Here is a 17,717-nt window from a genome sequence, read left to right as displayed (position 1 = left end):
GTAATGTTTTGCAAATAATTACATCAATTTATTGTGTATGAATGTATGTGCGAAAGAACAAAATTTGTAACTTTGCCCCACTAATTTAAATATACGCGTACTTTTAAATAAGCAAATCATGTCTGAAACAAAAAGAATTAAAACAGCTCTGGTATCTGTTTACCACAAAGAGGGTTTGGACGAAATTATTACCAAACTGCACGAAGAAGGTGTAGAATTCCTTTCAACCGGTGGAACACGTCAATTTATAGAATCTTTGGGATATCCCTGCAAGGCAGTGGAAGACCTTACTACATACCCTTCCATTTTGGGCGGACGTGTAAAAACTTTGCATCCGAAAATATTCGGAGGTATTCTTTGCCGTCGTGGATTGGAACAAGACATGCAACAGATTGAAAAATATGAAATTCCTGAGATAGACCTCGTCATCGTTGACCTTTATCCCTTTGAAGCAACTGTGGCAAGTGGTGCTGAAGAGCCTGCTATTATCGAAAAAATTGATATAGGCGGTATCTCTTTAATTCGTGCCGCTGCCAAGAATTATAACGATGTGGTGATTGTTGCTTCACAAGCTCAGTACCAACCGTTGCGTGATATGTTGATGGAACATGGAGCCGTTACTTCGATCGAAGAGCGCCGTTGGTTTGCCAAAGAAGCTTTCGCCGTTTCTTCTCATTACGATTCGGCTATTTTCAATTACTTCGACGGTGAGGAGGGATCTGCTTTCCGTCAGTCGGCCAACAATCAAAAGACACTGCGTTACGGTGAAAACCCACATCAGAAAGGTTATTTCTACGGCAACATCGATGCTATGTTCGACCAAATCCACGGTAAGGAGATTTCTTATAATAACCTGCTTGACATTAACGCTGCCGTTGATTTGATTGACGAATTTACTGATACAACTTTCGCTATCCTGAAGCATAACAACGCCTGTGGCTTGGCTTCACGTCCAACGGTGTTGGAAGCATGGAACGATGCGCTTGCCGGTGATCCCGTATCTGCCTTTGGCGGTGTACTTATCACGAATGCCGTGATTGACAAAGCTGCTGCCGAAGAAATCAATAAGATTTTCTTTGAGGTGATTATCGCTCCCGATTATGATGTTGATGCATTGGAAATCCTGGGTCAGAAGAAGAACCGCATTATCTTGGTTCGTAAACAAACTGCTTTGCCCAAGAAACAGTTCCGCTCTTTGCTGAATGGTGTATTGGTACAAGATCGTGATCTTAAAGTGGAAACTCCTGAGGAGTTGAAAACTGTGACCGCGAAAGCTCCGACAGCTCAGGAAATAGAAGATATGTTGTTTGCCAACAAGATTGTGAAGAACAGTAAATCAAACGCTATCGTATTGGCAAAAGGTAAACAATTGTTGGCAAGCGGTGTTGGCCAGACCAGTCGTGTGGATGCTTTGAAACAAGCTATTGAGAAAGCCAAGAACTTCGGTTTCGATCTGAATGGTGCCGTCATGGCAAGCGATGCCTTCTTCCCCTTCCCCGATTGTGTGGAGATTGCGGGTAATGAAGGTGTGACGGCCGTTATCCAACCGGGTGGAAGTATTAAAGACGAGCTTTCGTTTAAATATTGCAACGAACATGGCATGGCAATGGTAACGACAGGATTCCGTCACTTTAAACACTAATTGAATTGAGAATTGAGAATTAAAAATTGAAAAATAATACTCTTTCTTTTTAATTCTCAGTTCCCGATGTAAGATATATTTTTCAATTTTTAATTCTCAATTTTTAATTTAGATGGGATTATTCTCTTTTACACAAGAAATAGCGATGGACCTTGGCACAGCCAATACCATCATCACCACGAATGGTAAGATTGTGGTGGATGAGCCTTCGGTAGTGGCACTGGACCGTCGTACCGATAAGATGATTGCCGTGGGCGAAAAGGCAAAGTTGATGCACGAAAAGACCCACGAAAACATACGTACCATCCGTCCTTTGCGCGACGGTGTGATTGCTGATTTCTACGCTTGCGAGCAGATGATACGCGGACTTATCAAGATGGTGAACAACCGTAACCGTTTGTTCTCTCCTTCACTCCGTATGGTAATCGGTGTCCCTTCGGGTAGTACTGAGGTAGAACTTCGTGCCGTACGCGACTCTGCCGAGCATGCAGGCGGACGTGACGTATATCTGATTTTTGAGCCTATGGCTGCCGCTATCGGTATCGGTATCGATGTGGAAGCTCCGGAAGGCAATATGATTGTCGATATAGGTGGTGGCTCTACGGAAATTGCCGTTATCTCTTTAGGGGGGATCGTTTCTAATAATTCTATCCGTATTGCCGGTGATGATTTGACTGCTGATATTCAAGAATACATGAGTCGCCAGCATAATGTAAAGGTCAGTGAACGTATGGCCGAACGTATTAAGATCAATGTAGGTGCTGCTTTGACCGAACTGGGTGAGGATGCTCCCGAAGATTATATTGTTCATGGTCCGAACCGTATTACTGCATTGCCTATGGAAGTGCCCGTATGTTATCAGGAGGTAGCGCATTGTTTGGAGAAGTCTATCTCCAAGATTGAAACTGCTATCTTGAGCGCATTGGAGAATACCCCTCCCGAACTGTATGCCGATATTGTACACAACGGCATCTATCTGGCTGGTGGTGGTGCTTTGCTCCGCGGACTCGACAAACGTTTGACTGATAAGATAAACATACCGTTTCACATTGCGGAAGATCCCTTGCATGCAGTTGCCAAAGGTACAGGCATAGCATTGAAGAATGTTGACCGCTTCTCATTCTTAATGAGATAATACAGGCATGCGAAATTTACTGAACTTCCTTATTAAATACAATTACTGGTTCCTCTTCCTGTTGTTAGAGGTTACCAGTTTTGTTTTATTGTTTCGTTTCAACCATTACCAGCAGAGCGTTTATTTTACATCTGCCAACGGAATAGCCGGGAAGGTTTATGAAATTTCGGGAGGTATCAGTTCTTATTTTCATCTAAAGTCGGTTAATGAAGATCTGCTTGACCGGAATATATGGCTGGAACAACGGGTAGCTTTTTTGGAGAAGACTTTGCAGGAAAAAGGCTTGGATTCTACAAGGTTATATAGTTTGGAACGTCTGTCTCCTGAAAAGTATGCCATATTTAAGGCAAATGTAGTGAAAAACAGTCTGACACGGGCAGACAACTACATGACCCTTGATCGTGGTACGCTGGATAGTATTCGTCCTGAAATGGGAGTGGTGGATGCTAATGGTGTGGTAGGCATTGTTTATAAGACTTCTCCCCATTACTCGCTGGTGCTTCCTTTGTTGAATAGTAAGTCCAGTATCAGTTGTAAGATTGTGGGTAGCGATTATTTCGGCTATCTGAAATGGGAAGGAGGTGATTCCCGTTTTGCTTATCTGAAAGACTTGCCTCGCCATGCGGAATTTAATCTGGGTGATACGGTTGTAACCAGTGGCTATTCCACTGTATTTCCCGAAGGTGTATTGGTCGGTACGGTAGATGACATGTCCGATTCGCATGATGGACTTTCATATTTGTTGAAAATTAAGTTGGCTACAGACTTTGGAAAGGTAAGTAATGTGCGTGTGATTTCGCGTAGTGGACAGGAAGAACAAAAGGCATTGGAAGCGAGGGAAGAAGAGTGAAGAGAGGTGACAGGGTGATGAGGTAGTAAGGTGATAGCGTGATGAGATGAAACTGTGATAATACAATAAACTAATTCCAATTGTAAATCGTTAAATCGTAGGAAACTTGGCTCTCAATTATCTACATAAAATAGGATGGTTCATAGGTCTGGTACTGTTACAGGTACTAATTCTGAATAATGTGCATATTGCTGGATATGCCACTCCGTTTCTGTATATCTATCTGATATTGAAGTTCGAGTCGGATGTATCGCGCAATGTTTTGATGTTGTGGGCTTTCTTCCTTGGACTGACGGTCGATATCTTTTCTGATACTCCGGGGATGAATGCATCGGCTACAGTATTATTGGCTTTCTTGCGTCCTGCTTTTCTGCGTTTGTTTGTACCTCGTGATACGTTGGATGCACTTGTACCTGCGATACATACAATGGGTGTTTCTCCTTTTTTGAAATATCTGGTTGCCTGTGTCTTTGTGCATCATGGTATGTTGCTTGTCATTGAGTTCTTTTCCTTTGCCCATATGGGAACCTTGTTGTTGAGGATTGTGGCGAGCACATTGCTGACTGTAATCTGTATTATGGCAATAGAAGGGATTAGAAAGAAATGAAAGATTATACGCTTGAAAAACGGAAGTATGTGATAGGTGCGGCGGCTGTTGTCATCGTTCTGCTCTATGTGTTCCGTTTGTTCGATTTGCAGATCATGACAGATGATTACAAGAAGAATGCGGATAGTAATGCTTTTCTGAACAAAATACAATATCCCTCCCGTGGAGCTATATATGATCGTAATGGCAAGTTGTTGGTGTTCAACCAACCTGCGTATGATATAACTTTCGTTCCGCGTGAAGTGACGCAACTGGATACACTTGATTTTTGTCATGCGTTGAATATAACTCTTGAACAGTTTACCAAACGTATGAAGGACGTGAGAAACCGTTGGATGAATCCCGGTTATTCCAAATATACACATCAGGTGTTTATGACCCAGCTTTCTGCCGAGGAATGTGGAGTGTTTCAAGAAAAACTATTCAAGTTTCCCGGCTTCTATATTCAAAGACGTACTATTCGTCAATATACCTATAATTCTGCCGCTCACGCCTTGGGTGATATCGGTGAGGTCTCAAAGAAAGATATTGAAACGGATGATTATTACATCCGTGGTGACTATATCGGCAAACAAGGTATTGAGAAATCATACGAGAAGTATCTGCGTGGAGAAAAAGGAGTGGAAATATTGCTTCGTGATGCGCACGGACGCATTCAAGGACATTATATGGATGGAAAGTTGGACCGGCCTTCCGTACCTGGCAAGAATCTGACATTGGGTATTGATATTGACCTGCAAATGTTGGGTGAACGTTTATTGAAACATAAAATAGGTGCGATCGTTGCCATTGAACCTGCTACCGGAGAAATTCTCTGTATGGTTTCTTCACCTAGTTTCGATCCCCATTTGATGATTGGACGCCAGCGTGGCAAGAACCATCGTATGTTGCAGGCAGATAAGAGGAAACCTCTGTTGAACCGTGCTATTATGGGAGCCTATCCTCCGGGGTCTACTTTTAAAACAGCACAAGCCTTGACGTTTTTGGAAGAAGAGATTATCCACGAAGATTATCCTACTTTTCCATGTGCGCATGGGTTTAATTATGGAAGTCTACACGTAGGGTGCCATGGGCATGCTTCGCCTTTGTCATTAATTCCGGCGATTGCTACATCTTGTAATTCTTATTTCTGCTGGGGATTATTCCGTATGTTCAGTGACAAGAAATACGGCTCTCCGCAAAATGCCATTACGGTATGGAAAGATCATATGGTTTCTCAAGGCTTTGGTTATCGTCTGGGTACCGACCTTCCCGGTGAGCAACGGGGATTGATACCCAATGCCAAATTCTACGATAAGGCGTATCGGGGATATTGGAACGGTTTGACGGTGATCAGTATTTCCATCGGACAGGGTGAAATTCTTGCAACTCCTTTACAAATAGCCAATCTTAGTGCAACTATAGCCAATCGTGGACATTTCATTACACCGCATATCGTGAAGGAGATACAAGATAACGAGTTAGACAGTATCTACCGTACACCACGTGTACCGACAATTAGGAGGGAATATTATGAAGAGATTGTCAAAGGTATGCGTGCGGCTGTTACGGGAAGTACAGGTAGTGCTACTTGTCGTATGGTAGGTACGATTTTGCCGGGTGTGGAAGCTTGTGGTAAGACAGGTACGGCGCAGAACCGTGGAAAAGACCACTCCGTGTTTATGGGCTTTGCTCCGATGGATAACCCGAAAATAGCCATTGCGGTTTATGTGGAAAACGGTGGTTTCGGTGCAGTCTATGGTGTGCCTATTGGTGCTATGATGATGGATCAGTATTTACATGGGAAGTTGTCTCCAGAGAATGAGATACGGGCAGAAGAATTCAGTAATCGAGTGATATTGTATGGTGACGAGGAGAGATAATATATGGAAATCGCTGGACTGGGTGACGATTGTCGTTTATCTGTTGCTCATTGTCTTCGGATGGTTCAGTGTTTGCGGCGCAAGTTATGATTATGGCGATCGTGATTTTTTGGACTTTTCCACTCGTGCCGGTAAGCAGTTCGTATGGATCATCTGTTCCTTTGGACTTGGTTTTGTTTTGTTGATGCTGGACGATACTGTTTATGACATGTTCGCGTACCTTATATATATAGGGTTGATGTTGCTCTTGATAGTCACGATATTTATAGCGCCCGATACGAAAGGGTCTCGATCGTGGCTGGTGATGGGTCCCGTTAGTTTACAACCGGCTGAGTTTGCCAAATTTGCTACGGCGCTGGCGCTTGCCAAATATATGAGTGCGTATTCGTTTACAATGAAGAATTGGAAAAACGCCTTGATGTTGATGTTTCTTATTCTTTTTCCTATGATGCTGATTATCTTGCAACGGGAGACCGGTTCGGCGTTGGTATATATGGCTTTTTTCTTGATGCTTTATAGGGAAGGTATGCCGGGGGTGGTATTGTTCTCGGGGATTTGCGCGGTAATTTATTTCGTGGTTGGCATTCGTTTTGATAATGTTTTTATAGCCGATACACCGACGCCTATTGGAGAGTTTACCGTATTGTCGATGGTGTTGTTCTTTGCCGGTGGCATGATATGGGTTTATAAAAAACGTTGGGAACCTGTCCGTAATATACTGGCGGGTTCAATGAGTGTATTGCTTATTGCTTATCTGGTTTCAGAGTATATAACTTCTTTCAATCTTGTCTGGGTACAGTGGGGATTGTGTGTGCTTGTTGTCGGTTATCTCGTTTTTCTTTCTTTAAGCGAACGCCATATAGCTTATTTTCTTATCGGATTGTTTGCGATAGGGTCTATAGGTTTTCTTTACTCCAGTGACTACTTCTTTAATAAGGTGTTGGAGCCTCACCAGCAGATACGTATAAAAGTAGTATTAGGTATGGAAGAAGACTTGACTGGTGCCGGATATAATGTTAATCAGTCAAAGATTGCCATTGGTTCCGGTGGGCTGACAGGAAAGGGCTTTTTGAATGGTACCCAAACAAAATTAAAATATGTACCCGAACAGGATACTGATTTTATTTTTTGTACGGTAGGTGAAGAAGAAGGCTTTGTAGGTTCTACAGCTGTATTGTTATTATTCCTTATCTTGATACTTCGCCTGATAGTGATGGCGGAACGGCAACAGTCTGTTTTCGGTAGGGTGTATGGTTATTCTGTATTGAGTATCTTCCTTTTTCACTTGTTTATCAATATCGGTATGGTATTGGGATTGACGCCTGTGATAGGTATTCCGTTGCCTTTTTTCAGTTATGGCGGTTCCTCTCTGTGGGGATTTACCATTCTACTTTTTATCTTCCTACGTATTGATGCGGGACGTAATCGGAGACTTTGATAGGGGGACTTTATCTTTTTATGTGAAGACCGATATCGTTGATTCCCTGTAAGCTTTTATCGGGTAGAGTATAGGCGACTTTAAAGTGATAGGTACCGGCTTTGTCTATTTTTATACTGCCTACGGGAAGAATTGATTGATATAAACCTCCCCAGCCGTCACCTTTCCAAATACCTTCTTTTGTGGCTAAGATGGCATTCAGTGTATCTGCCGGTAACTTTACGATTTCAGGACCATCATAACAAATGGAGAGTCCTAAGTTTTGATAAGGATAGTTGTTTTTGTTACGGATTTCAATGGAAAGTTTGTAATAAGTTTGAGAATCGGGTACTTCGACGTTGAAAAATAAAGTGTCCTCCTTCAACCAACCTTCTTGTGCTATGGCTTGGAAGGTATGATATACCGTCTGTTTATCGCAAGCGCTCAATGCACTTACGATAAACAGCAGGATGATACCTTTTAAATGTAACCTCTTATTTTTAGGCAGGTTTGTCATTTTGAGCGGGTTTATCTCCTTGAGGAGCAGTGGATTTGTCTCCTTGAGGATTGGACTTGTTGTTGCGGAAATTCCTCCGGTTATTGTTGTTCCGTTGCGAACGTTCTCCTTGCTCCTGTCCACCTTGTTGTTCACTGTTTTGTCTGGATGTTCCTCCCGACCTGGATTGTCGGTCCTGGGGTTGTTTAGGCTGCTGCTCTTTTGATTGTGGAGTGGCAACTTGTTCGCCTCCTTGCGGACGGTTATTTTTTTTCTTCTTCTTATTCCGGTTACCGTTAGCATTTCCGTTATTGCCGCCCCCGTTGTTGTCACCACCTTTATTCTTGCGGTTACGGTCGAAGCGGGTCAGACTTTCCTGTTCCAGTAAATCTACAGGTTTCTTGGGCTCTTGTTGGCGTGTTTCTTCCAATAAACTTTCCGGCTTAATACCTCGCCTGTTCAGACCTATTATTTCAAATGCGCGTCTGCCACTGATAGTAACCAGATTAGCCGGTATATTTTTATCGCTGGAGTAAGTTATTTGGTTACTTAGAATATCTGCTTTGAAGAAGTAGAATATACCATCTTTGGTTTCCAACTCAATCTCTTTGGACGGCAAACGTTTTTGAGCTTCTACATAACAATCTACTTCGTAGTTGAGACAACACTTTAGTTTGGCACATTGTCCGGCCAGTTTTTGCGGATTCAATGAGATATCCTGAAAGCGTGCGGCACTGGTAGATACTGAAACGAAAGAAGTCATCCAAGTGGCACAACAAAGTTCACGTCCACAAGGACCGATACCTCCAATACGACCTGCTTCTTGGCGCGCACCGATTTGTTTCATTTCGATACGTACATGGAATGCTTCGGCAAGTACCTTGATTAATTGACGAAAATCTACACGTTCATCGGCAATGTAGTAGAAGATGGCTTTATTTCCGTCTCCCTGATATTCCACGTCACCGATTTTCATGTTAAGATTGAGGTCGAGGGCAATTTGGCGTGCACGGATCATGGTGTCATGTTCACGTGACTTGGCTTCGTTATATTTATCCATATCCACCGGCTTGGCTTTGCGGTAAATACGCTTGATGTCTGCTTCCGATTTGATATTGGCTTTCTTCATCTGAAGAGGAACAAGACGGCCTGTCAGCGTTACTATACCTATATCATGTCCGGGTGTGGCTTCAACGGCTACGATATCTCCTTTTTCCAAAGGAATTTTATTGCTGTTACGGAAATATCCTTTACGGGTATTCTTGAACTGTATCTCTACCATGTCCGACTCTTCGGCATTACCCGGTATATCGGCTAGCCAGTCGTAAGTATTCAATTGCTTATCTTGTCTGCCACAACTTTTGCAGCAAAGACCTCCGCTTCCATTATGTAGTATAAAGTCCATTTTTATCTATTGTTTTAATAATACAATCATTTTCAGTGAGAAATCAAAAAATACCATACGCGCATTTACGTTCTGTTCGATATGTCCCTGCGCTTCACTTAACTCATCCATAATTCCCATGATGTTTCGTTCGTTGACAAACGGTGAGAAGCGGGTGGCGAAGTTTTGTTCCGATATGGTCATATAGCTCATCTCTTTCCGATGTAGGTTGTAGATGAAGTTTTCCCGGATCATGCGTTGGCAATATCCCAGAAAATTCTTTTGGCGTTCGCGTCCCATTGTTGCAAGTTGTTCGCTCCACTGTTTCATTTCTTTTATCTTACGTTGATAAGAGAGACGCATTAGGCTGACGAACAGGTTAAAAAAGAGTTCGTTTTCTTCATTCAGATGGATTGTTTCCAGAGCTTTAATGAAGTTTCCGTTTGCCAAATGGGCAATATTTTGACTGTCAGCCGGTTGTATGCCATATTTTTGCGATAAGGCATTTGCTATTTCTGTTTCTTCTATTGCACGGATATTGAAACGTTGCGTACGGCTGAGAATGGTTGGAAGTATCATGTCCGGTGTTTCGGAAACCAACAGAAATACGGTCTTTTCAGGGGGTTCTTCCAATAATTTCAGCAATTTGTTGGCACAAACTTCGTGCATCTTTTCCGGAAGCCAGACTATGGTGACTTTATATCCTCCTTCGCTGGATTTTAGACTGAGTTTACGAGTTATTTCATCGCTTTCTTTGGCGTATATGATGGCTTGTCCGTTTTCTGCACCTATCTCGTTCAACCAATGATTCAGAGCAAAATAAGGATTGTTCAGGACAAAATGTCTCCAATCTGCTATATAATCGTCACACACTTCTTTTTTCCCTTTAGCACTTTTTACGATGGGAAAAACAAAATGAACGTCTGGATGTACTAATTTGTTCCATTTGACGCAGGATGGACAAGTGCCGCAAGCATCTGTTTCCGTACGGTTAGGACAACATATATAACGGGCATACGCCATTGCTAACGGGAGTTTTCCGGTTCCTGCTGGTCCACAAAAGAGCTGGGCATGAGGGATACGCCCTTCTTGTACCTCTTGAATCAACCGCTTCTTGGCAGTCTCTTGTCCTATTACGTCCTTGAAACTAATCACTGTTTATTTACGATTTATCTTTGCTCAAAACCTATCTATAGTTTAAGATATGGTTCCGGTTGAATTTATTTTCATCAATATATTTGTTTGGCAACTTCCCTAATGCTGTCTACTGCGCCAATAGAGTAGAAATGAATACTTGGTACCCCATGTATCATCAACTCTTTACACTGTTTTATACACCATTCTATACCGACTTCTTGAGCATCCGCATCAGTCTTACACTTCAAAGCTTCATGCGTTAACTCCTCAGGTAAATCCACTTTGAAAGTCTTGGGTATCATGCTAAGTTGTGATAGCTTTTTAAATGGCTTGATACCTGGAATAATGGGAATGGTGATACCTTCTTTACGTGCACGTTCCACAAAGTGGAAATATTTTTGATTATCGAAGAAAAGCTGGGTAACGGCATATTCCGCTCCGGTTTCCATCTTTTTCTTTAACCAATACAGGTCACTTGCCATATTGGGAGATTCTTCATGTTTTTCGGGATAGCATGCTACTCCGTATGAAAAAGGTGTTTTTGTAACTTTCATTTCCGAACCGTCTACAAAGATACCTTTATTAAAATTATTGATTTGTTCTTCCAGTTCTATAGCGTGACTGTGACCGTCAGTTTCGGGCGTGAAAACAGATTCGTGCTTAGCTTTGTCACCGCGCAATACCAATAAATCCGTAATCCCCAGAAATTGCAGGTCGAGCAATTCGTATTCAATGTCTTCACAACTGAAACCACTGCAAAGAAGATGGGGCACTACAGTGATATTATATTTGTTTTGGATAGCGGCAGCCACAGCTACCGTGCCGGGACGGCGACGTAGACGATTACGCTGAAACAGTCCGTTACCGAGATCTTTGTACACATATTCACTGCGATGTGTAGTGATGTTTATGTACTTAGGGTCGAATTCCCTTAATGTATCTATGGTTTCGTACAACTTTTCGATGCCTGTACCTTTCAGTGGCGGCAGTATTTCAAATGAAAAAGCTGTTTTTTCGTTACTGTGTATCAGGTCGATTACTCTCATTTCTTTTTCGTTATCTTTGTCCAATTGGCAAAAAACTTGCACATTGGGAACAAAAATACGAAAAAGAAATGAGATATGCCTTTTTGAGTGGCTATTCTTTTATACAGCGTATGGAAAAGGCTTGGTAGTAATCTTTATTTTTAACTTTGTTGCTGCCAAAAGTAACGAGGTCTGTATTGCCCATAAGGAGGATACCATCTTCTGCTAATGTTCCTTGGGTGTCTCCATTTATCCAATGGACAGCAGTAGTACCTGCATTACCGTGGAGGGGGGTTCCTGTGTCTTTTCCTTCGGTATATAGTCCATTGGGCAGGATACTCAAACCACTAAGGTTAGTAACAGGAGAAATTTCTTGCTCGGCGTTAAATGTTTTCCAAATCCCTGATTTGAGTGTAGAGGCGCTGTTGTTGATATATGTTATCAGTTTATTCCAATCCTCTTTATTGGGTACCTTCCATCCTAGAGGTGCTAATTCTCCCTTTAATAATGCTTCTCCATTATAGAAAAACAGCGTTTTGTTATCGTCCTGAAAGTAACCGGCTCCTTCACCTAACTTTGTTTTGAAAGTAACCGGTGTCTTGTCTAAATAATAAGTTGCCTGTAAATCTTCTTTCATCCAATACTGTGTGCCAATCTTTACGATAGGATAAGTTTGTAGTTTCCCGTTTCGTATATCTCTTATTTGATAGTTGCTAACATTTATAGTTGTCGGAGTATTGGGCTTTACCAAAGTGATTTTCCCATTTTCATTGATATAGAAGCTTTCAATGATTTCAGAGTTTCCGGCCGTATAGGTCAGTGAGTTCTTTTCTGTATCCCAACTTACGTTACCGCCATGTACCTTTCCTTTCTCATCCAGTAATTGTAATACGTCTCCTTTTTGTAAATCAGTCTTTTCATTCACTACCGGATAAACAACAATAGCGCGCGAAGCAATATTGTTAGCCGAATAAAGATACTCTTTACATATCTCAGCGACAGGCATACTTTGATAGTATACTCTGTATACATCAGATGTGGAGAAAGACAATGCTGCAATGCGGACACCGGTTAAGTTATGATTATTTTCACTTTGTCCGTTTTCCTGATATTCCCATGCCTTTATGCTACTTGTAATACAGTTTAGAACTTGACTGGTAGCTTGTATGGCATCGATAGAAATTTCAAACTCTGTATTACCTTTCATTGTGACTGCCGGCATTGGGCAGGTATATAATTTACCGTTCCATTCTAATAGGAAAGCCTGTTCGCCGTTTGTGTCTTCCTGAGGGATAATGATGAATTCTTTTCCTGACAATGTGCCGTTACTTTGCTTCTTCCAGTTTCCGAAAGGTGAGATATCTGCCTTTGTTGTCAATCCTGATATGTTTCCAGTTTGAAGATTGTACAAGGCTTGTGTATTAAATCCTGTGGCAATGATTTTAGGATTAGCTTTCAGTATGTCATCTGCATTTTCACCTTCTTTGGGCGATAGAGTAATATTGATTTTGGCAAGTTGATGTTTATATGTTAATTCTACCGGTTCGTTTCCACTTTGTACCTTGTTGACTTTTGCAGTTAGAAAATCAGAAACAGAGTGTTTGACTTTCGTGCTTTGATTAGTTTCTACCGAAATATTCAAGATAGAATTTCCATTAGATATTCCTTCTTTATGATAGGGATAATAACTGATAAAATCCAAAGTAGCATCGCCCTCCGGATAAAACACCTCTTTTTCAGGTATCAATAGTGCATCTTCTCCACATTCCAGACAAAGATTATCAATATATCGCTGGTTATTTAAGGAAGTAGATGTCAACATTGCGAATAAACCTACTCGATCTCCTAATTCAAAGGCAGATGTGGTTGCCTTTGTTGTACTTTTACTGATTTTTGTGGAAAACGAAATAGGTATAGTTCCTTCTTCGATGTCGTCTCCGATTTTGTTGATACAAGATGTGTTAATCAAAGCAAGACTGATAGGTACTGCGTACAGTATTTTACATACCTCTCTCTTTAAAGCATTTCTTTTCATTTCATGTGTTATTTATGAGACAGATGTATTTCTGCCTATGGTTCATTCTCATAAAATTGTGTATCAAAATATTAGACTGAACAGAACCATAGTTGGTATAGAAAAGTATTTACACTTTTGAATGCTTCTCATTCGGCAGTACACTTAATGCCGTGGTGCTTTTCGTTCTTCTTTTTTGGCACATATTTATCGTTTGTGAAGACAAATGTATTATAATTTATATTGTTTAGGACTATAATTCAATAAAAACTTCTATAAATAATTCATAGCACACTGATTTTTTATCTAACTTTACACGCTAAAATCGTATATAGTAATCAGTTAAATCATAGAACAAAGTCATGCCTTTAAATTTACCCGATAAACTTCCTGCGATAGAACTACTGAAAGAGGAAAATATTTTCGTCATCGACAACTCTCGCGCAACTCAACAGGATATTCGTCCGCTACGGATTGTGATATTGAACTTGATGCCGTTAAAGATTACAACGGAAACGGATCTTGTGCGTTTACTATCCAATACTCCGTTGCAGGTAGAAATTTCGTTCATGAAAATCAAGAGTCATACATCTAAGAATACTCCGATAGAACACATGAAAGCGTTTTATACCGACTTTGATAAAATGCGTGGTGAGAAGTACGATGGTATGATTATTACCGGTGCTCCTGTAGAACAAATGGATTTCGAAGAAGTCACCTATTGGGATGAAATAACAGATATCTTTGATTGGGCACGTACACACGTCACTTCGACTCTTTATATTTGTTGGGCTGCTCAAGCCGGACTGTATCATCATTACGGTGTGCCCAAGTATGCGTTAGATCAGAAAATGTTCGGTATTTTCGAACATCGTACTTTACTTCCCCTGCATCCCATATTCCGAGGTTTCGATGATATATTCTTTGTACCTCATAGTCGCCATACGGAAGTAAGAAAAGAAGATATCTTGAAAGTACCTGAACTGACACTACTTTCCGAATCGAAAGAGTCAGGCGTGCATTTGGTTGTGGCCCGTGGCGGACGTGAATTCTTTGTAACCGGACATTCCGAATATTCTCCATTGACTTTAGATACGGAATATCGCCGTGATTTGGGTAAAGGACTTCCCATTGAAATGCCTCGTAACTATTATGTGGATGATGATCCGGATAAAGGTGTATTAGTACGCTGGCGTGCACATGCCAATTTATTATTCTCCAATTGGCTGAATTATTTCGTGTATCAGGAAACTCCGTATAATATTGAAGATATAGAATGAGCAGGCAACGTAAAATAGAACTTTTGGCTCCTGCCAAGAATTTGGAATGTGGTATTGAAGCAGTAAACCACGGTGCAGATGCGGTATACATAGGCGCGCCTCGTTTTGGTGCGCGTGCCGCCGCTATCAATTCTTTGGAAGATATTGCCGCTTTAGTAAAATATGCCCATCTGTATAATGTACGTATCTATGTAACTGTCAATACCATTTTGAAAGAAGAGGAGTTGGTCGAGACCGAACGGATGATCAATGAATTATATCGTGTCGGTGTAGATGCGCTGATAGTACAGGATATGGGAATAACACGTCTGAACCTGCCACCTATTCCTTTGCATGCCAGTACTCAAATGGATAACCGTACACCGGAAAAAGTGCGTTTCCTATCAGACGCCGGTTTCCGGCAAATAGTATTGGCCCGTGAACTTTCGTTGCAGGAAATTCGCACGATCCATGAAGCTTGTCCTGAGACTCAACTTGAAGTCTTTGTACATGGTGCGCTTTGTGTCAGTTATAGCGGACAATGTTATGTAAGCCAGGCATGCTTTGGCCGTAGTGCCAACCGGGGGGAATGTGCACAATTCTGCCGTTTACCCTTCAATCTGATAGATGCTGATGGAAAAACGATTGTACGTGACAAACACCTGCTTTCTTTGAAAGACCTCAATCAAAGTGAAGTGTTGGAAGACTTGCTTGATGCTGGAGCCACTTCTCTGAAGATAGAGGGGCGTCTGAAGGATGTTTCATATGTGAAGAATGTTACTGCCGCCTACCGCCAAAAGTTGGATGCCATCTTTGCTCGTCGTAAAGAATATGTTCGTGCTTCTTCCGGAGCTTGCCATTTTGATTTTAAACCTCAGTTGGATAAAAGCTTCAGCCGTGGCTTCACGAACTATTTTCTGCAAGGTCGTCGGCAGGATATTGCTTCCTTTGATACCCCTAAGTCCTTGGGCGAAGAAATGGGAACGTTGAAGGAACAACGTGGTAATTATCTTACTGTTGCCGGTGTGAAACCTTTCCATAATGGTGATGGAGTATGTTTTTTGGATGAACAAAATGGTCTGCAAGGATTTCGTATTAATCGGGTAGATGGTAATAAGCTTTATCCGGCAGGAGAAGTGCCGCATATCAAACCTCGTACCCGTCTTTATCGTAATTTCGATCAGGATTTCGAACGTATTCTTGTCCGTAAGTCTTCCGAACGAAAACTTGCAGTCAACTGGGAACTATCAGACACCTCTTGGGGCTTTGCTTTAACTGCTACAGACGAGGATGATAACCGTGTAACGCTGTCATTCCCTTATTCAAAGGAATTGGCACGTACTCCGCAAGCAGAAAATCTACGTACCCAATTGAGCAAATTGGGAAATACTCCGTTCGAAGTCGTAAACAACGTTTCAGATGAAGCTTCCGGTCTTGTACTCAAATTGTCACAGAACTGGTTTATTCCGGCATCCGTAATAGCTGATTGGCGTCGTCGAGTCATAGAGAAGCTGATAGCTGTCCGTCGCATTACCTATCGTAGGGAATTGACCGTTTGGAAACCTACCCGACATGCATTTCCTATGACTTCGTTGACTTATTTGGGTAATGTAATGAACACGGCTGCCAAGAGCTTTTATTTGTCGCATGGTGTATTGTCTGTAGAACCTGCCTACGAAAAGCAACCGGTTCAGAATGCGGTACTTATGTTTTGCAAACATTGTCTACGCTATAGCATGGGTTGGTGTCCTACACATCAAAAGCTACGATCTCCCTATCGTGAACCCTATTATCTTGTAGCGGCCGATGGTAAGCGTTTCCGTTTGGATTTTGATTGTAAGCACTGCCAGATGAAAGTGGTGACAGAATAATGGTAATAAAAAAGAAAAATAAATAAGGATGAAATTTTTACGGCTACATACTCTTTTGTTTCCTTTCTTCTGGATGATAGGATTCTTATTTATGTTTTCTTCCTGCCATTATCCTCGCCCTAATCTTGAGGATGAAACTCTGAGTGCCAAGACCCGCGATTCTCTGACTTATCTGTATGAACGCCACTACACCTGGAATACCAACCTTGAAGTTCGGAACGACTCCGTAAGTCTGGCTTGTTTGCCGGTGAAAGACTGCTATAACATGCTCTATAAAGGCGATCGTGTAGTAGTGGCCGAATTTGCCATTCATCCTCAGGACAGTGTAGATAGTGTTTGGGTAAAACTTGCCCATACACAAGACATACAAGGTTGGATCCGTGAAACAGATATGATCCACTCTTTTGTGCCTACAGATAGCATATCGCAATCCATCTATCTGTTCAGTGATACCCACGCTTCCTACTTCATTGTTGTCTTTGCATTGTTCGTGGCGGTTTGGTTATTCCGTGCATTCCGTCGCAAACAATTGAGAATGGTCTATTTCAATGATATCGATAGCGTATACCCCTTGTTGCTATGCCTGCTTATGGCATTTAGCGCCACGATTTATGAATCTATCCAAGTCTTTGTACCCGATACGTGGCAGCACTTTTATTTCAATCCCACTTTGTCACCTTTCAAAGTCCCATTCATCTTGTCAGCTTTCTTATTAAGCCTATGGCTTTTCATTGTGGTATTATTAGCGGTGCTCGATGACCTTTTTCGCCAGCTCACTCCCGCAGCGGCAGTATTCTATCTTTTAGGTCTCGCCTCTTGCTGTATCTTCTGTTACTTCTTCTTTATTTTGACCACCCACATATACATCGGTTACTTGTTCTTGGCTGTTTTTATATACGTATTTTACAGAAGATTTCGGATTTCATTATCCACCTCCCGCTATCGTTGTGGCAACTGTGGGCAGAAATTGAAAGCGAAAGGAGTGTGTCCGCATTGCGGGGCTATCAATAAATAATCT

Annotated in this window: 14 protein-coding genes; 9 read left to right on the top strand and 5 right to left on the bottom strand. The window is 41.7% G+C overall.

Annotated elements, in window-relative coordinates:
• Nucleotides 1–118: 118 nt before the first annotated feature.
• The 6 genes from purH to rodA all read left to right on the top strand — a co-directional run bounded on the left by purH (nucleotide 119) and on the right by rodA (nucleotide 7,534).
• Nucleotides 119–1,642 carry a bifunctional phosphoribosylaminoimidazolecarboxamide formyltransferase/IMP cyclohydrolase gene (purH, locus tag C1A09_RS15450; RefSeq protein WP_101546033.1) on the top strand — a complete coding sequence of 508 codons (1,524 nt, stop codon included), beginning with the start codon at nucleotides 119–121 and terminating at the stop codon, nucleotides 1,640–1,642.
• 112 nt (nucleotides 1,643–1,754) lie between these two features.
• Nucleotides 1,755–2,777 carry a rod shape-determining protein gene (locus C1A09_RS15445; RefSeq protein ID WP_101546031.1) on the top strand — a complete coding sequence of 341 codons (1,023 nt, stop codon included), beginning with the start codon at nucleotides 1,755–1,757 and terminating at the stop codon, nucleotides 2,775–2,777.
• Between the two features lie 7 nt (nucleotides 2,778–2,784).
• Complete coding sequence (gene mreC, locus C1A09_RS15440; RefSeq protein WP_101546029.1) at nucleotides 2,785–3,627, top strand: rod shape-determining protein MreC; 843 nt, start codon at nucleotides 2,785–2,787, stop codon at nucleotides 3,625–3,627.
• A 106-nt stretch (nucleotides 3,628–3,733) separates the two neighbouring features.
• Nucleotides 3,734–4,234, top strand: coding sequence for a rod shape-determining protein MreD (gene mreD, locus C1A09_RS15435; RefSeq protein ID WP_101546027.1), 501 nt, complete (start codon nucleotides 3,734–3,736; stop codon nucleotides 4,232–4,234).
• Nucleotides 4,231–6,096, top strand: coding sequence for a penicillin-binding protein 2 (gene mrdA / locus C1A09_RS15430; protein ID WP_101546025.1), 1,866 nt, complete (start codon nucleotides 4,231–4,233; stop codon nucleotides 6,094–6,096). The genes mreD and mrdA overlap by 4 nt, the downstream gene beginning before the upstream one ends.
• Entirely contained in the window at nucleotides 6,077–7,534 is a 1,458-nt protein-coding gene (gene rodA, locus C1A09_RS15425; RefSeq protein ID WP_101546023.1) for a rod shape-determining protein RodA, read from the top strand. Before mrdA ends, rodA begins: the two co-directional genes overlap by 20 nt.
• 10 nt (nucleotides 7,535–7,544) lie before the next feature.
• Here rodA and C1A09_RS15420 read toward each other — a convergent pair whose 3' ends face one another.
• The 5 genes from C1A09_RS15420 to C1A09_RS15400 all read right to left on the bottom strand — a co-directional run bounded on the left by C1A09_RS15420 (nucleotide 7,545) and on the right by C1A09_RS15400 (nucleotide 13,590).
• A complete protein-coding gene (locus C1A09_RS15420) occupies nucleotides 7,545–8,030 on the bottom strand; it encodes a gliding motility lipoprotein GldH (protein ID WP_101546020.1) in 486 nt (161 codons plus the stop codon).
• Nucleotides 8,014–9,414, bottom strand: a complete 1,401-nt coding sequence (locus C1A09_RS15415) for a PSP1 domain-containing protein (protein ID WP_101546018.1) — start codon at nucleotides 9,412–9,414, stop codon at nucleotides 8,014–8,016. Before C1A09_RS15415 ends, C1A09_RS15420 begins: the two co-directional genes overlap by 17 nt.
• A 6-nt stretch (nucleotides 9,415–9,420) precedes the next feature.
• Nucleotides 9,421–10,545 (bottom strand): DNA polymerase III subunit delta', encoded by a 1,125-nt coding sequence (gene holB, locus C1A09_RS15410; protein ID WP_101546087.1) that lies wholly within the window; start codon nucleotides 10,543–10,545, stop codon nucleotides 9,421–9,423.
• Nucleotides 10,546–10,622: 77 nt separating this feature from the next.
• The gene (metF, locus tag C1A09_RS15405; RefSeq protein ID WP_101546085.1) at nucleotides 10,623–11,576 is read right to left on the bottom strand and encodes a methylenetetrahydrofolate reductase [NAD(P)H]; all 954 of its coding nucleotides are present in this window, start codon (nucleotides 11,574–11,576) and stop codon (nucleotides 10,623–10,625) included.
• A gap of 91 nt (nucleotides 11,577–11,667) precedes the next feature.
• On the bottom strand, nucleotides 11,668–13,590 hold the full coding sequence (locus C1A09_RS15400) for a fimbrillin family protein (protein ID WP_101546016.1): 1,923 nt from the start codon (nucleotides 13,588–13,590) through the stop codon (nucleotides 11,668–11,670).
• Nucleotides 13,591–13,931: 341 nt separating this feature from the next.
• Here C1A09_RS15400 and metA point away from each other — a divergent pair, with 341 nt between their 5' ends.
• The 3 genes from metA to C1A09_RS15385 all read left to right on the top strand — a co-directional run bounded on the left by metA (nucleotide 13,932) and on the right by C1A09_RS15385 (nucleotide 17,714).
• The gene (gene metA, locus C1A09_RS15395) at nucleotides 13,932–14,849 is read left to right on the top strand and encodes a homoserine O-acetyltransferase MetA (protein WP_101546014.1); all 918 of its coding nucleotides are present in this window, start codon (nucleotides 13,932–13,934) and stop codon (nucleotides 14,847–14,849) included.
• Nucleotides 14,846–16,699: a peptidase U32 family protein gene (locus C1A09_RS15390; RefSeq protein WP_101546012.1), complete on the top strand. Its 1,854-nt coding sequence runs from the start codon at nucleotides 14,846–14,848 to the stop codon at nucleotides 16,697–16,699. Before metA ends, C1A09_RS15390 begins: the two co-directional genes overlap by 4 nt.
• 91 nt (nucleotides 16,700–16,790) lie before the next feature.
• Complete coding sequence (locus C1A09_RS15385; protein WP_101546010.1) at nucleotides 16,791–17,714, top strand: hypothetical protein; 924 nt, start codon at nucleotides 16,791–16,793, stop codon at nucleotides 17,712–17,714.
• Nucleotides 17,715–17,717: the final 3 nt, after the last annotated feature.

This window comes from Bacteroides cutis, from assembly GCF_900241005.1.
Classification (GTDB): Bacteria; Bacteroidota; Bacteroidia; order Bacteroidales; family Bacteroidaceae; genus Bacteroides; species Bacteroides cutis.
This window is presented reverse-complemented; position numbering and strand designations above follow the sequence as displayed.

Bases quoted from the DNA above. Each gene is read 5' to 3' on its own strand.
- purH (WP_101546033.1), top strand. From the start codon at position 119: ATGTCTGAAACAAAAAGAATTAAAACAGCTCTGGTATCTGTTTACCAC.
- C1A09_RS15445 (WP_101546031.1), top strand. From the start codon at position 1,755: ATGGGATTATTCTCTTTTACACAAGAAATAGCGATGGACCTTGGCACA.
- mreC (WP_101546029.1), top strand. From the start codon at position 2,785: ATGCGAAATTTACTGAACTTCCTTATTAAATACAATTACTGGTTCCTC.
- mrdA (WP_101546025.1), top strand. From the start codon at position 4,231: ATGAAAGATTATACGCTTGAAAAACGGAAGTATGTGATAGGTGCGGCG.
- rodA (WP_101546023.1), top strand. From the start codon at position 6,077: ATGGTGACGAGGAGAGATAATATATGGAAATCGCTGGACTGGGTGACG.
- C1A09_RS15420 (WP_101546020.1), bottom strand. From the start codon at position 8,030: ATGACAAACCTGCCTAAAAATAAGAGGTTACATTTAAAAGGTATCATC.
- C1A09_RS15415 (WP_101546018.1), bottom strand. From the start codon at position 9,414: ATGGACTTTATACTACATAATGGAAGCGGAGGTCTTTGCTGCAAAAGT.
- metF (WP_101546085.1), bottom strand. From the start codon at position 11,576: ATGAGAGTAATCGACCTGATACACAGTAACGAAAAAACAGCTTTTTCA.
- C1A09_RS15400 (WP_101546016.1), bottom strand. From the start codon at position 13,590: ATGAAAAGAAATGCTTTAAAGAGAGAGGTATGTAAAATACTGTACGCA.
- metA (WP_101546014.1), top strand. From the start codon at position 13,932: ATGCCTTTAAATTTACCCGATAAACTTCCTGCGATAGAACTACTGAAA.
- C1A09_RS15390 (WP_101546012.1), top strand. From the start codon at position 14,846: ATGAGCAGGCAACGTAAAATAGAACTTTTGGCTCCTGCCAAGAATTTG.
- C1A09_RS15385 (WP_101546010.1), top strand. From the start codon at position 16,791: ATGTTTTCTTCCTGCCATTATCCTCGCCCTAATCTTGAGGATGAAACT.